This window comes from Sphingobacterium allocomposti (genome assembly GCF_008124885.1).
In the GTDB taxonomy this organism is placed as follows: domain Bacteria; phylum Bacteroidota; class Bacteroidia; order Sphingobacteriales; family Sphingobacteriaceae; genus Sphingobacterium; species Sphingobacterium allocomposti.
Genome location: NZ_VNHX01000002.1, coordinates 81,144 through 95,567 on the forward strand (window position 1 = coordinate 81,144; position 14,424 = coordinate 95,567).

The window sequence follows — 14,424 nt, forward strand, 5'->3', positions numbered from 1 at the left end:
TTTAGACCGGGGATGGTTAATAGCACATGGTCACAGCTAACAGCCAAAAGCCAGTTCAGCCACTCTCCGTAGAGTTGGCGAAGCGGTCTGTATGGATGGGTCTATAAACAGAAGTAAGACTCCCTTTTATCGTAAGATCCTTCGTGGCACTCCGCTTCACACGAAGAATAGCGTTGTAAATCACATCTTAAGATCGCGTTGTCGTTCCTCCTGTCGACGACGCTGTTTACGCTTTTTGATCTGGCGGGGAAGTGACGATCACGGATTGCCAATAGCCTCTCTAAGGGGGCTTTTTTTATCGAGTTGAGAACCTACAGGAGCTCTAACGAGAAGCGGCCTCTATCTGTCTGGCTGACCGACCTTAAAAACTCCTGAAAAGAAGCGTACTGGGCAGGATCATAAACCCCTTGTTTTATGACGAGTGTTCGGCTGCATCGCAGGGTGTTCCCTTCAATCGCTGCGGTAAATCTATACTCCCCCATTGGGCAGCTAAATTCTTTCTCCGTCGGTACCATCTGTTTATTGATATCGTCCGGAAGCTCGATCTCAATGTGATCTTCATCCGTGAAGCCACGGTTGATATATACCTGTTGTTGGCGGTCGTCATACCGGGGAATCGTTGTAAACGTATTGAACAAGGAAGACGGAAGCATCAGCCTCTTATTCGAATGAAGACCGATATTGGATATTGACAGCGAAAGGTTTTCTACCAGGTGGGGAGAGTCGTCCTTAACTTCCTTATAGGCGATGTCGCTAAAGCTGATGTTGTTGATATCGTAGTGTTTTGCCAGCAATTTAGGTTTCTCCGTATTATTTGCATGTAAAACATCCGCATGGTTATTGTACTGGGTTCCATAGAATTTAGTAACCAGCCTCCCTTTCAGATCGGTGTTAACGAGTTTTAGTTTGCCTATTCTTACTTGTTTGTTCTCCAGATGGGTATAGGCAGGGGTACGCAGAACTTTTCCACCTTGTGGTGTGCATGCCAATACCAGGCGGTCGTCTGTAAAGTTTCCGAGGAAGCCAAATGGCATCTCCTGACTGGTACATTCAAGCCACGTCGTATCCTGCTCAAACGGAATACATAGAATGATGTGATTTCCGTCCTGTACATTTGCAAAGTCTGCTTTCAGGTCCTGTTTGAGGTTTCCCGCCTCAACGATGCAGTAATACGAGGGGATATCGACAAGCGCCAGCAGGTTTTGCATATAGTTTACCAGCGCTTTGCAGTCGCCGTAACCATAGCGGTCGACATCGCTGGCCTTAAAAGGCTCGAGGCCGCCGATACCAACCTGTATGCTGATATATCTTGTTTTTTCCTGTAAATAACGGTAAAGGACTTTTGCTTTCTCTTTGTCGGTCGTACAGTCTTTCGTTAACTGGAGCACGTTGTTCCGGACGGTTTCATTTAAGTCCTGTTTGCCCTGAAGTAGGTTTTCGTATACCCACTTTCCGAAGCCCTGCCAGTCGTCGAAAGCGCCCTTCCTTCCGTAGTAGGACACCTCTTGAGGTACGATATAGACCGATATGGAGCGTTCCCGGAAGTTGCGGGTGTAGGATTCTTCTTTGACAGCAGGAATATTAGTAGCTTCCCACTTGTGTAGAACAAATTTATCGGTATGGCTCACAGACGCTGCTGCGGGGACGTTTTGTGTATATGTACGCACGGCAGCGCCCGCAGGGGCAGCAAAGATATATGTACTTTGCTCTACCGATACTTCCGGACTGAAGTTTGGGTTCCAGGCTGGTATGGCGAGGTTTTGTTTGTGCTGAATCTCATATTCGACCTCAATAGTGTATGGATATGTTATTGCGTGATATTGATAATATTTTAAGCGGGTATCAGAAAACATAGAAAAGCCGTCTGCGGCGCTAACATCCGTGAAATCTTTGTGATTGATCTTTCTGATCGGCGATCCGTCTGCATCGTAGATCGTCCCTTTGACAGATTTAATGGTTGCGCTTTTATCGTAATATAATGGAATGTAGGCATAATTGTCGCCATTCCTGTTATAGACGGTGATTGCTCTTTTCACTTTCTGAAGGACATCATGGGCGGCGCGCATCTCTATGTAAACCGACTCGTTTCTGATCGTGACGGCCGCACGGGATTTCAGTGCCTGCGGTACCGATTCTACCGCATAATTTAAGGATTGTGCGCGGCTCATCAACGTTCCGAACAGCAAAAGGAATATCCATAGAAACTTCATAACAATTGGTTTTTTTTCATTACTAAGATAATAAAATCATGACATTAGCAGGAAATAAAATGTGCTTTTTTGGTCTGAAATGTCGATACATAAATCCGAAGGCGATGATTAGCAGGGAGTAGCTATCTGGTACCTGGCGAGCTGGGTTGCAGATGAAAGCGAATTTGCGTAAGTTTGGTTAATCAAGCTAAGTCATGGAAAGAAGAAAATTTTTAAGATCTGTAGCGGTGGCGGGTACATCGGCTACAATCATGCAGTCCTGCACGACAGTTTCCATCAACGAAGGAGGAGACGACCTGTCTGGTGGAATCATCGTTCATTCCGTTTATTTCTGGCTAAATGAAGGCATTACGGAAGACGAGGAGAAAGACTTTTTGAACTTTTTCGAAGCCCTCAAAAAAGTTCCGGGTATAAAGCGTTTTTATGTGGGCAAACCTGCCTCAACCACTCAACGTGATGTTGTCGACAATTCGTTCGACTACAGTCTGCTTGTCACATTTGCCAACATGGACGACATAAACACGTATGAGAAGCATCCGGACCACCTTGCTGCCGCGGAGAAGTACAGTAAATATTGGTCAAAAGTTGCTGTCAGAGATATGGAACTTATGTAGACGCCCCGACCCATTATCGTTTTAGAGCGGAAGCATTGCCCGGTTATCTTAGATAGTCGGGCGATGCATATTGCGTTCGAGCCGGCGGATACGCCTTTTGTTTTTGCCATCCACATGAGAAGCCACGGCCCAGATGGCAGCCGGTAACCAGCCGATCAGTGTGATCTGCAGAATCAAACATACGAAGCCGATCAGTATTTTGCCCCGGAGAAAAAAAGACAACCATGGGAAGAGTACTGCTATCAATGTCATTGTTTTTGTCGGTTTAGTGTGTGAAAAATATTACTTTATATCGATGATTCCGCTTTTGGAAGCAATGTCTTCCTTCGTCCGCTGAAAGGATACGTGCCATCCCAACAGTGTTCCGATAAGCAGTCCGAGGATAGAGAAAAACGGGAGAATAACAGCAATAACAATCGCGGCAATCAGCGGGAGGCTTACGTATTCTCGGCCGGTTTTCGATGAGATGGCGATTTTCGTCGTCCGCAACCAGTTAAATGCCTGCTGAAAGCCGCTGCTGATATTTTCACTGTTTAGCTGAAATGTTGTTTCTGATTGTGTTTTCATATTACCTTTTGTTGATGTTAAACCTTATTTGTTTTTTGTTTACACAAAGATAACACGATAACGGCTGCTGGCCGAGGCTTACTAGGCGAACTTCGCCGCATTTTCGGTGAATATAACCCATTGATCGGTGAATCTTATCTGATTACTCCGGAACATGGCGTGGGCGTCGAAGCTGGGGCGGGGAAACTCGCCACGTGAGAATATCGATTCACCTTACTATTTTTTATAGAGTTTTTCGTGGCGGAGTTCCTGGCTGATGTCCGAGTTGTCTACGACCGTATCAACAAATCTGTATTCTTCTTCCATGGATTCAAAATCAAATTCGCAAACCTGCTTTTTTAACTGTATGAGCTCAACCAAGAGAAAATCATTAAATGAGTGGAACAAAAGGTGCTTTCCAACAGGCTTTTTGGTAAACGTATAGATGGCCTGCGTGTCGATATGGAGGCAGATCGGCTCGCCTGTAACGGATTCTGAAATCACAACGTAGCCGGCGAGTGTATCGTCGGAAAATTGTTCGGCTAGAGCGGCTACATGCCTGCTCTGGTGCAGCCACTCCAACTCCGCCGGTTTCCGCAAGTAATACATAAACTCCGCGCTATCTGTCCGTCCAAAATGTTTGTAGTACAAGCGTATTTCACCCCCCCAATCCAAACGTAATTAAGCTTGTCTCTTCCTGTAGGGAGATGCCCTGTGCAATGATATCGTATTTATGGAGAAACTTTTTAAGATTGTCTGCCCAATGTATTTCACCGATCTTCTGTAGCGGTAGTACGTGTTTAGTTCCCATATTTTTTCCTCCTGGCGCAGATCCGAATTGATCTTATTATTCTTTAAAACATCTCTTTTTAGCTGTGGTTTCGTTTTTTTTGAAATAGAATTTCAAAAAACTTGTGCCGCGTTTCGCTTTTCATTCCGGAATCCTGTCGACGCTCCCTTTTTCTCCCAAAAGTATGCTGCTGCCCTCGGCCAACGCCTCCAGTCCTGTGCCGGCCGCTAATGCTATCCTAAACTGCGTAAGCTTTCTTCCAGAATGGCAATTTTTGCTTCTGCATCTGCCTTTTTGTTTTGTTCGTTCTGTACAATCTCCGGTTTGGCATTCTGAACAAACCGTTCGTTGGAAAGCTTCTTTTCTACTGATGCCAAAAAGCCCTTCAGGTAGGCGATCTCCTTCGTTATACGTTCTTTTTCGGCAGCCACATCTATGTTGCTTTCCAAGGCAACATAACATTCGTCTTTACCCGCCAGGAAGCTGACCGCGCCGTGGACTTTCTCGCTGACGAATGTAAGTTCAGCAATATTGGCTAGTTTGATAATGCTCTCCTGATATTTCTTGAAGTCGATAACTGTTGCATTAATGGCTAATGGTAAAGCGACCTTGGGCGAGATGCCTTTTGTATTGCGTATACTCCGTACCTCTGATATGACTTGCTGTACAACTTCAAATTCCTTGATGATTTGCTCGTCAAAAGGTTGTGTTATAGGATACGTTGCCACGATGGCACAATCACCCTTCTCCCGTGCGCCGAACAGCTCGTCGTGCCACAGTTCTTCCGTGAGGAACGGCATAAATGGATGGGCTAATGCGAGGACTTTCTCAAAGAAGGTTTTAACCGTCTCTAATGTCTCTGTCTCGATAGGCGCCTGATAAGCCGGTTTTACCAGTTCCAGATACCAAGCGCAGAAGTCGTCCCAGATGAGCTTGTATGTGCTCATTAGGGCGTCAGAGAGCCGGTAGTTTGCAAAATGCTCATCTATGTCGGCTACAGCTTGATTAAACCTGTTTTCAAACCATGTGGCCGCCGTCTTTTGGGCATCCGTAGCAGGTTGGTCAACCGTTTCCCAACCTTTCACCAGGCGGAAAGCATTCCAGATTTTGTTGGCAAAATTTCGGCCCTGCTCGCAATAAGAAACGTCGAACATGAGGTCGTTACCCGCAGGAGAGGAGAGAAGCATGCCAACACGTACACCATCGGTGCCGTACTGTTCCATCAATTCGATGGGGTCTGGCGAATTGCCGAGCGATTTGGACATCTTACGCCCCAGTTTGTCGCGAACGATCCCTGTGAGATATACATTTCGGAAGGGCGGCTTTTGCGTATAATCATGTCCCATAATAATCATACGGGCCACCCAGAAGAACAAAATTTCCGGCGCTGTTACCAGGTCGTTGGTCGGGTAATAATAATTGAACTCCGCATTATCCGGATGACGGACACCATCGAATACGGACATTGGCCATAGGCCGGAAGAAAACCATGTGTCCAACACATCGTCCTCTTGGCGTATCCCGTTTGTTGATTTCCCCAGGCTTTCAAATTCAGCCACTGCCTCAGCTTCCGTTTTGGCGACTACCCATTCATTGCGGTCGTTATACCAAGCCGGAATCCGTTGCCCCCACCATAGCTGTCTGGAGATACACCAATCTTTTACATTTTCCATCCAATGTTTATAGGATGCGAAGAATTTCTCGGGTATCAGCTTTATCGTGCCGTCTTCGACGTATTCTAGCGCGGGCTTGGCCAGCTGATCCATTTTGCAGAACCATTGCATCGATAGTTTGGGCTCGATAGCGGCATCCGTCCGTTCCGAGAAGCCTACCTGCGATTTGTAATCCTCTATTTTATCGATCTGTCCTGCTTCTTCCAGCATTTTGGCCACCTTCTTACGGGCAATGAAGCGATCTTCTCCCACCAGAATCTGCGCCTTTTCATTCAGTGTCCCGTCGTCATCGAGGATGTCGATAACTTCGAGGTTATGCTTCTGCCCAAGTTCGTAGTCGTTTAAGTCGTGCGCTGGGGTAACCTTCAGGCATCCGGTTCCAAATTCCATCTCCACGTACTCATCCGTGATGATCGGAATTTCGCGGTTTATCAGTGGCACCAGTGCCGTCCTGCCTTGTAAATGGCTATATCGTGTATCGTTTGGATTTATACATATAGCGGTGTCCGCCATAATCGTTTCCGGACGGGTGGTGGCAATGGTTACATATTCGTCGCTGTCTTTTATCTGGTACCGGATATAATATAGTTTCTGGTTTACTTCTTTGCGGATTACCTCTTCATCAGAAAGGGCTGTTTTTCCTTGCGGGTCCCAGTTCACCATACGCACCCCGCGGTATATATATCCTTCCTTATAAAACTTTATAAAGGTGTCGATGACGGCCTCGGAAAGGTCGGGATCCATCGTAAATTTCGTTCTGTCCCAGTCGCAGGAAGCGCCGAGCTTTTCCAATTGCTTTAAGATGATCCCGCCATATTTCTCCTTCCATTCCCAGGCATATTTTAAAAATTCCTCGCGCGTTATCGACTTTTTGTCAATTCCCTGTTCTTTTAACATAGCAACCACCTTTGCTTCCGTTGCGATCGAAGCATGGTCGGTACCTGGAACCCAACAGGCATTCTTGCCCTGCATGCGCGCCCGTCGGATCAGAACGTCCTGTATGGTGTTATTTAACATGTGCCCCATGTGCAGTACGCCGGTGACATTGGGCGGCGGCATCACGATGGTGTAGGGCTCTCGCTCGTCCGGTGTGGAACGGAAAAAACCGTTTTCCATCCAATAGGAATACCACTTTTCTTCTGCTTCTTTAGGATTGTATGTTTTTGCTATACTCATGTTCGATTTGGAAGTTCAAGACGCAAAAATAGACAATTACTCACATTTTACGGAATGCTCCGTGTAATAAAATGTTGCTGATATGACAGGTTTTTCACGAACTATTATGGAATAACTGTATTTTTGCGGGTTATTTTATTTTTAATAATTTGTTAGACGAATATTAACCATGGAGAGAAGGCCCGGCTGGCGCGCCAACCTGTCATTTTTTTTAGCCCTGTGTGGCTACTGGATGCTGTTATCCTTTTTGGACAGGATCGTTTTTGCGATAAGCGTATGGCATAAAATTGAGGATCCGATCGATGTACTCTATGCTTTCTGGCATGGGATAAAACTGGATCTGTCTTTAATGGGCTACTTGCAGGCACTGCCATTTTTGTTCTTTTTCATTCAGCAGCTGTGTTTGAAAATAAGTGTTTCTGCCTGGATTTTAAGAGGTTATGTATTTGTGCCCACGGTTCTTTTTGCAGCGGTGACGACGGCCAATCTACCGCTCTATGAAGCGTGGGGCGAAAAGATCAGTAAGCGGGCAATTACGCTGGGCATGGGCGCTATTGGTGGGGTGTCCAACTCTATCGATTTCGGAATGGTATGGCGGGGGGCGGTCGTACTGGCCGTCTTTTTCCTCTGCGCACACTATTTCTATCATCTCGTTGTTGTACGTTATGCCAAATATGCTGCGCTTCCCAACCGTTTCGTTCAAGCGGCGGCGCTCGTCGTCGGCGCGGCGTTGATTTTTTCGCTTATCCGGGGCGGATACGGAAGGGCAACATTGAATCAAAGTTCCGTGTATTTTTCCGATGATAACATCGCCAACCACGTTGCAGTAAATACGTACTGGTCGTTTTTAAAGGATTTAACCAAAAGCACAAAAAGGAACCCTTATAAGTTCATGAGCGAACAGGAAGCTTCACGGGTTGCCGAACAGGTATTACGGCCTGCAAACGACTTCGAAGAAGTTTTAACGACCAAGAGGCCCAACGTTATTCTGGTTTTACTGGAAGGCATGGTAGCGCAGGTTTTTGAAGATCTGGGCGGGGAAAAAGACGTGACCCCCAAGATGAAACAGCTCATGGACGAAGGGATTTCATTTCGTCGGGCCTATGCTGCTGCCGATCGATCCGACAAGGGAATGATAGCCGTCATGAGCGGTTTCCCCGCTCAAGGGCCGGAAAGTATTATCAAATATATCCCCAAACACGAGAAGCTACCGGCTGTAGGGCAGATCTTTGACTCTTTGGGCTATGCGACATCCTTCTACCACGGTGGGCAGAGCGAGTTTTACAACTTTAAATCGTTTATGTTTACCCATGGTGTTGAGCATGTCGTTGATGACGCCGACTTTCCGTTAGGCGCGCAGCGGAACTCGTGGGGGGTATACGACCATGTGGTTGCGCAGCGGATGTTGCATGATCTGGGCGCTGGCGAAAAGCCTTTTTTCAGCATCTTTTATACAATTGTAAATCATGAGCCTTTTCATCTTTCACCGGGCTATAAATTCGGAAACAGTAGTAAAGCTAATGCTTACAGGAGTACAGCGTACTACACGGATACGATGCTGTTTAATTTCATCGAAAAAGCAAAACAACAGCCATGGTACGAAGAATCGGTCGTTGTTGTCACCTCAGACCATGGGCATGTCTATCCGCAGGAGAAGTTTGGACTGGAGCGGCCGGAACGTTACCATATTCCCCTTTTCGTATTTGGAGGTGCGTTAAAAGATGAGTATAAAGGGAAGAAAGTTGATGAGGTGGTGAGCCAACTGGATGTGGCCAGTACGCTGGCCGGTTTTGTCGGTGCTCCGGCCGGCCGATTTCGGTATTCGCAGAATTTATTCGCCCGGAACCGGGCACATACGGCTTTTTTCAATGCTAACGGGACGTTTGGTGTGGTTAATAGCGAGGCTGTGGTCAGTTACGATATGTTGCGCCGCGACGTGGGGTATACGACAGTTCCAAAGAGCGACAAAGAAAGGCGGGACAGCCTATTGCACATCGCAAAAGGATACTACCAAAGGGTTTTTGAAGATTTTTTGGCGTATTAGATAGGAGTTAGAGAAGTTCTTCTGCCCCCTCTGACTATTTTAACTCTTCTAACAACGTCTTTTTGTTGCGGAATTTATAGCGTAATGTAAATGCTTGCTGGTTGCTGATCTGATCGGGGGCGAAATGAAAGGAGGCGGTGAACTTGCCTTCTAAGGGCCCCTTGCGAAACGGGATCCATCCCAAGTCAAGACGATTATACTTATCACGATGGTAGAAGGAGTCGCCCATCGGAAGGTGCTGTGCCTGGCCGAGATACAAGGTGTTCATCAGGAAGAAGCGCCGGAAACCGAGGTAAAGATTCGAAACAAAGCCCCTGGCGACACGGAGGTCATATCTGGTCCGTATGCGGTCGAATCCAACAGCAATGCCCGCGTCGAACGTCAGGGAGTCCAAAAAGCTCCGGTGGCTAAAATCTACTCCGGCGCGGACGATCACGACGCCGTTATCCTGAATGTGTTCCTCGATACTGTCATTACTGCTCAGTGCGTTATGATAGAGCAGTGCGTCGTCGGCAATGAAGAATCGTCCGATTTTATACTTGCCGGACAGGCCAACTACGAATCGCTCCCGAAAATGGTGACTTTGTTTACTCAGCCAATCGATAAACAAGGCTTGTTGTAACTGTTTGTTCTGAAAACCGAGGTACATCCCTTCGATGTTTGGACGGTCATAGAAAAGCGTATCAGAGAGTACCATACGCGGTACGTCTTTTAGACGTTCATAACGTGGCATATGCCCCAGCGCGAAATCGAACTTTTTATTCCTGAAATTATAATAGGCAATCGGCAGAACGCGATCTTTGTTTTCCCGATGCTTACCAAAATCTTGGTTATACTGGATTCCGCCAACAATGCGGTGGTTGCTATCGATGGCAAAAAAAAGACTTGGCGAGAGGAGCGTTCCCAAAATGGTTTTGTCTTCCGTATAGATTGATTTGTATTCCCTGTTGTCTACATAGCCAAAGAAGTCTACGGTCAAGCCGGTTTGTTGCGCAATGGCCGCCGGACAGATCCGAAAACATAGGAGTAAAAAGATAGCTACAACGCGTGTCGATTGTTTCATCAATAGTTGGTAAAAAAATACGTCATTGCGAGGTACGTAGCGACGCGGCAACCGAACGTAGTAAACTCCTGAATGCCATTAGAAATAAGTGCTAATGGATGATCTGTGTTTCCTATCGCCAGATTGCCACGTCGTCATTTTTCCTCCTCGCAATGACGGCGATGACTCAATTATAAATCATCGTATATGTTTACACTTCCAACAACAACCTCGCAGGGTCTTCCAGCAACTGTTTGACGCGTACCAGGAAACTGACAGATTCCCGTCCGTCGATGATGCGGTGGTCATAGGAGAGTGCAATGTACATCATCGGTCGGATAACGACCTGTCCATTTTCTGCTACAGGACGTTGAACGATATTGTGCATACCTAGGATCGCAGACTGAGGAGCGTTGATGATAGGTGTGGACATCATCGAGCCGAAGACACCGCCATTTGTAATTGTAAATGTACCACCAGTCATCTCATCGATTGTTAACTTATTATCACGGGCTTTGGTAGCCAGCGCGACAATTTCCTTCTCAATCTGATGTAAACTCATGGATTCTGCGTTTCTAATTACCGGAACTACGAGTCCTTTAGGAGCCGATACCGCGATCGAGATGTCGCAGAAGTCCGAGTAGACGATCTCGTTTTCTTCGATGCGCGCGTTTACGGCAGGCCATTCTTTTAAAGCCGTTGTTACGGCCTTCGTGAAGAAGGACATGAATCCGAGTCCGACGCCATGTTTTTCTTTAAAGGTGTCTTTATACTTCGAGCGAAGATCCATAATCGGCTGCATGTTTACCTCGTTAAAGGTAGTAAGCATGGCCGTTTCATTTTTAACGCTAACGAGGCGTTTCGCGATAGTTTTACGCAGGGAAGTCATCTTCTCACGACGCTCATTCCGCGCTCCGGCAACCGGAGCAGGAGCTGGGGCTGCAGCAGGCTTCGATTCCGCCGCTTTAGCTGTCGCAGAGGCCGCCTGCGCTTTCTCGGCATCTTCTTTCGTAATACGGCCGTCTTTACCGGTTCCTTTGATGGTGGACGGGTCAATGCCTTTTTCTCTTAAGATCTTAGCAGCGGCAGGTGAAGCCGTGCCTGCTGCGTATGATTCCGGGCTTTCCGGATCATTTTTGGCAGCTGGAGCAGCGGCGCCTTCAGCCGCTGCGGCAGGAGCTTCTTCTTTCTTTTCAGCACCACCGGCAGGAGCATCACCATCTTCGATAGTACATACTACTGCGCCAATTTCTAAAGTGTCTCCTTCTTGAGCTATAATCTTTAGAATTCCGGCTCTTTCAGCAGGTAGTTCAAAAGTAGCTTTGTCAGATTCCAATTCAGCGATATTCTCGTCCATTTCAACGTAATCGCCATCTTGTTTTAGCCATTGTGCCAAGGTCACCTCTGTGATGGATTCACCTACGGCTGGTACTTTGATTTCTAAGCTCATATTTTCTTTTTCTGGTATACCGAACAACAGTTAAGCTGCCGATATGTTTTATATTTGAAATGCTTTGTTAATTATCTCTGTCTGTTGTGCAACGTGCTGCTTCATATATCCTGTAGCAGGGGAACCGCTTTCCGGACGGGCAATATATTTCAGATTCAGTCCGGTGTCGCGGAGTTTGCGTGAGTAGTATGGCCATGCGCCCATATTCTCATTTTCTTCCTGCACCCATACAAATTCTGCTTTGGCGTATTTCTTCCGCAACGTTTCGAGTTGGTCGTATGCAATTGGGAATAGCTGTTCAATACGCACGATCGCCACATCCTTACGCTTATCCGCCTCTTGTTTTTCCAATAAGTCGTAGTACACTTTGCCGGAGCACAGAAGAACACGTTTTACGGATTTAGCCGTAACAGTTGTATCGTCGATGATTTCCTCAAATCCTTTTTCTGTAAAGTCGCTTAGCGCCGACACCGCTTTCGGATGACGTAGCAGGCTTTTCGGAGTCGCTACGATCAGAGGCTTGCGGAATTCGCGGTGCAGCTGTCTGCGCAACAAGTGGAAAAAGTTGGCTGGTGTTGTACAGTTGGCAACGATCATGTTGTTGTTGGCACACAGTTCGAGATAACGCTCGATGCGGCACGAAGAGTGCTCGGGGCCCTGTCCTTCCATACCATGGGGTAACAACATAACGAGCCCGTTGGAACGTTTCCATTTTGTTTCGCCCGACGAAATATATTGGTCGAACACGATTTGCGCGCCGTTGGCGAAGTCGCCGAACTGTGCTTCCCAGATGGTCAGCGAATTGGGGTTTACGGATGCATATCCGTATTCGAAGGCAAGCACGCCATACTCGGAAAGCAACGAGTTATAGATGTGGAATTTATCACCACCTTTCATTTTCGAAAGCGGCGTATACGTCTCGTCCGAATCTTCAAGCGTGACGACCGCATGGCGGTGTGAGAAAGTTCCGCGCTGTACGTCCTGACCGGAAATACGCACACGGTAGTCCTCGTTCAGCAAGGTCGCGTATGCCATCAGTTCTCCCATTGCCCAATCGTATTTATCTGTCTCGATCATTTTAAGGCGATCCTCAAATACCTTGGTGATCTTACGGAAGAATTTCTTGTCTTTTGGAAGCGTATTCATTTCCTTTGCCAAAGCGAGGAACAGCTCCTTCGACACTTTTGTATCTGCAGGTTGAAAGATATCGGCCTGCCTAGCCGGCCGAAGGCCCTTCCAGGCACCGGCAAACATAGGACGCTCGTCGCTGATCTTTTCTACTGCTTTAGCTTCGTCCAGACGTTCTTGCAGCAATGTGCGGAAGTCTTTTTCAAGCAGTTTCGCGAAATCGATATCGATGCTTCCCTGGTCTACCAGTTTTTTAACATAGATAGCCAACGTGTTTGGATGTTTCTCGATCAGTTTATACAGCGATGGCTGCGTAAACTTAGGTTCGTCCGCTTCGTTGTGTCCATAACGTCTGTAGCCCAGAAGATCTATGAACACGTCTGTCTTGTATTTCTGACGGTATTCTACCGCCAGATTGATCGCATATACCAATGCTTCCACGTCATCGCCGTTGACATGAAATACAGGAGATAGGGTTACTTTGGCAATATCTGTACAATAGGTGGATGAGCGGGCATCCTTATAGTTTGTCGTAAAACCAACCTGGTTGTTGATAACGATATGGATGGTTCCTCCCGTCTTATAGCCATCAAGTTTAGACATCTGGATGGTCTCATAGACGATACCTTGTGCGGCCACTGCCGCATCTCCGTGTATGAGGATAGGGGCTATCTTGGACGAGTCGCCTCCATATTTCATGTCGATTTTTGACCGCACCATACCTTCTGCAACGCCGTCAACTGTTTCCAGATGGGATGGGTTAGGAGCCAAGCTAAGGTGAATGTTTTTGCCGTCCTGGCTGGTGATGTCGGAAGAAAAACCAAGGTGATATTTTACATCGCCTCCAAACTGTATTTCCGGGTCGGCCTCGTACATCTTTCCTTCGAACTCGGAGAAAATTGTTTTATAGGATTTGCCCATGATGTTGGTCAATACGTTTAATCGACCGCGGTGAGCCATACCGATTACAAATTCTTCGATACCTAAAGATGATCCCTTTTGGATGACGGAGTCTAATGCCGGAATCAAAGATTCGGCACCTTCTAATGAGAACCGTTTTTGCCCCAAAAATTTAGTACCGAGGAAGCTTTCAAAAATAACAGCTTCGTTTAGTTTCTTTAAAATACGTTTTTTCTCCTCCAATGTAAATTTAGGCGTATTTCTTTCCGCCTCCATTTTATCCTGAAGGAATTTGATTTTCTCTGGATGACGGATGTACCGAAATTCCGCTCCGATAGAGCGACAGTACGTGTCTTCAATAAGTTGCCGGATATCCCTTAGCTTGGCGGGGCCCAGCCCCACTTCCACACCTGCATTAAACACGGTGTCGAGGTCGGCTTCAGAAAGGCCAAAGGTTTCCAGTTCTTTGCCCGGAAAATACCTGCGGCGTTCGCGGACAGGGTTGGTTTCTGTAAACAGATGTCCACGGTCCCGATACCCGTTGATCATGTTCAGCACGTTTATCTCTTTAAGCGCCTGTTCCGGCGTTTCTACGGCTACACCGCCGCCGCCGCTGCTCTGTCCAAAGTCAAAACCTTCAAAAAATTTCTGCCAGCTTACATCTACTGCGTTAGGGTCTTCCTTGTATGCTTGATATAACGAGTCAATATAGCCTGAATCTGCGTTACTCAAATATGTTAATTTATCCATGAGGAAATCTTACGTATAAAAATTTTGCCCAAAGTTAGCAAATAATAAATATTATGTCACGCTTTAAGTGAACAAAATACGCGTTATAACGGCATAAAATT

General features: G+C 46.7%; 11 protein-coding genes. 2 read left to right on the forward strand and 9 right to left on the reverse strand.

Annotation, left to right across the window (positions count from 1 at the left end; genetic code table 11):
- Positions 1–311 precede the first annotated feature (311 nt).
- Positions 312–2,210 carry a DUF3857 domain-containing protein gene (locus BC792_RS01980; protein WP_148907314.1) on the reverse strand — a complete coding sequence of 633 codons (1,899 nt, stop codon included), beginning with the start codon at positions 2,208–2,210 and terminating at the stop codon, positions 312–314.
- Positions 2,211–2,404: 194 nt separating this feature from the next.
- Between BC792_RS01980 and BC792_RS01985 the strand changes: the two genes are divergently transcribed.
- The gene (locus tag BC792_RS01985; protein ID WP_148907315.1) at positions 2,405–2,824 is read left to right on the forward strand and encodes a Dabb family protein; all 420 of its coding nucleotides are present in this window, start codon (positions 2,405–2,407) and stop codon (positions 2,822–2,824) included.
- Positions 2,825–2,872: 48 nt separating this feature from the next.
- On the opposite strand, the gene BC792_RS01990 is transcribed toward BC792_RS01985, so the two are convergent.
- From BC792_RS01990 to BC792_RS02005, 5 genes are all read right to left on the reverse strand, one after another.
- Positions 2,873–3,076: a YqaE/Pmp3 family membrane protein gene (locus BC792_RS01990; RefSeq protein ID WP_148907316.1), complete on the reverse strand. Its 204-nt coding sequence runs from the start codon at positions 3,074–3,076 to the stop codon at positions 2,873–2,875.
- A 30-nt stretch (positions 3,077–3,106) separates the two neighbouring features.
- Positions 3,107–3,391: a hypothetical protein gene (locus BC792_RS01995; protein WP_148907317.1), complete on the reverse strand. Its 285-nt coding sequence runs from the start codon at positions 3,389–3,391 to the stop codon at positions 3,107–3,109.
- Positions 3,392–3,607: 216 nt separating this feature from the next.
- The gene (locus tag BC792_RS02000) at positions 3,608–4,021 is read right to left on the reverse strand and encodes a hypothetical protein (RefSeq protein WP_148907318.1); all 414 of its coding nucleotides are present in this window, start codon (positions 4,019–4,021) and stop codon (positions 3,608–3,610) included.
- A 7-nt stretch (positions 4,022–4,028) separates the two neighbouring features.
- A complete protein-coding gene (locus tag BC792_RS18250) occupies positions 4,029–4,181 on the reverse strand; it encodes a hypothetical protein (RefSeq protein WP_170249929.1) in 153 nt (50 codons plus the stop codon).
- Between the two features lie 212 nt (positions 4,182–4,393).
- Positions 4,394–7,009 carry a valine--tRNA ligase gene (locus tag BC792_RS02005; RefSeq protein WP_148907319.1) on the reverse strand — a complete coding sequence of 872 codons (2,616 nt, stop codon included), beginning with the start codon at positions 7,007–7,009 and terminating at the stop codon, positions 4,394–4,396.
- Positions 7,010–7,178: 169 nt separating this feature from the next.
- On the opposite strand from BC792_RS02005, the gene BC792_RS02010 reads away from it, so the two are divergent.
- A complete protein-coding gene (locus BC792_RS02010; protein ID WP_148907320.1) occupies positions 7,179–9,053 on the forward strand; it encodes an LTA synthase family protein in 1,875 nt (624 codons plus the stop codon).
- Between the two features lie 34 nt (positions 9,054–9,087).
- Here the strand turns inward: BC792_RS02010 and BC792_RS02015 are convergent, their stop codons facing one another.
- From BC792_RS02015 to BC792_RS02025, 3 genes are all read right to left on the reverse strand, one after another.
- Positions 9,088–10,116 carry a hypothetical protein gene (locus tag BC792_RS02015; protein ID WP_148907321.1) on the reverse strand — a complete coding sequence of 343 codons (1,029 nt, stop codon included), beginning with the start codon at positions 10,114–10,116 and terminating at the stop codon, positions 9,088–9,090.
- 190 nt (positions 10,117–10,306) lie between these two features.
- Positions 10,307–11,545: a 2-oxoglutarate dehydrogenase complex dihydrolipoyllysine-residue succinyltransferase gene (gene odhB, locus BC792_RS02020; RefSeq protein WP_148907322.1), complete on the reverse strand. Its 1,239-nt coding sequence runs from the start codon at positions 11,543–11,545 to the stop codon at positions 10,307–10,309.
- Positions 11,546–11,593: 48 nt separating this feature from the next.
- Positions 11,594–14,323 carry a 2-oxoglutarate dehydrogenase E1 component gene (locus BC792_RS02025; RefSeq protein ID WP_148907323.1) on the reverse strand — a complete coding sequence of 910 codons (2,730 nt, stop codon included), beginning with the start codon at positions 14,321–14,323 and terminating at the stop codon, positions 11,594–11,596.
- Positions 14,324–14,424: the final 101 nt, after the last annotated feature.

What these genes read in the sequence shown, in the direction of transcription:
- BC792_RS01980 (WP_148907314.1), bottom strand. Translation starts at nt 2,210, where the DNA reads ATGAAGTTTCTATGGATATTCCTTTTGCTGTTCGGAACGTTGATGAGC.
- BC792_RS01985 (WP_148907315.1), top strand. Translation starts at nt 2,405, where the DNA reads ATGGAAAGAAGAAAATTTTTAAGATCTGTAGCGGTGGCGGGTACATCG.
- BC792_RS01990 (WP_148907316.1), bottom strand. Translation starts at nt 3,076, where the DNA reads ATGACATTGATAGCAGTACTCTTCCCATGGTTGTCTTTTTTTCTCCGG.
- BC792_RS01995 (WP_148907317.1), bottom strand. Translation starts at nt 3,391, where the DNA reads ATGAAAACACAATCAGAAACAACATTTCAGCTAAACAGTGAAAATATC.
- BC792_RS18250 (WP_170249929.1), bottom strand. Translation starts at nt 4,181, where the DNA reads ATGGGAACTAAACACGTACTACCGCTACAGAAGATCGGTGAAATACAT.
- BC792_RS02005 (WP_148907319.1), bottom strand. Translation starts at nt 7,009, where the DNA reads ATGAGTATAGCAAAAACATACAATCCTAAAGAAGCAGAAGAAAAGTGG.
- BC792_RS02010 (WP_148907320.1), top strand. Translation starts at nt 7,179, where the DNA reads ATGGAGAGAAGGCCCGGCTGGCGCGCCAACCTGTCATTTTTTTTAGCC.
- BC792_RS02015 (WP_148907321.1), bottom strand. Translation starts at nt 10,116, where the DNA reads ATGAAACAATCGACACGCGTTGTAGCTATCTTTTTACTCCTATGTTTT.
- odhB (WP_148907322.1), bottom strand. Translation starts at nt 11,545, where the DNA reads ATGAGCTTAGAAATCAAAGTACCAGCCGTAGGTGAATCCATCACAGAG.
- BC792_RS02025 (WP_148907323.1), bottom strand. Translation starts at nt 14,323, where the DNA reads ATGGATAAATTAACATATTTGAGTAACGCAGATTCAGGCTATATTGAC.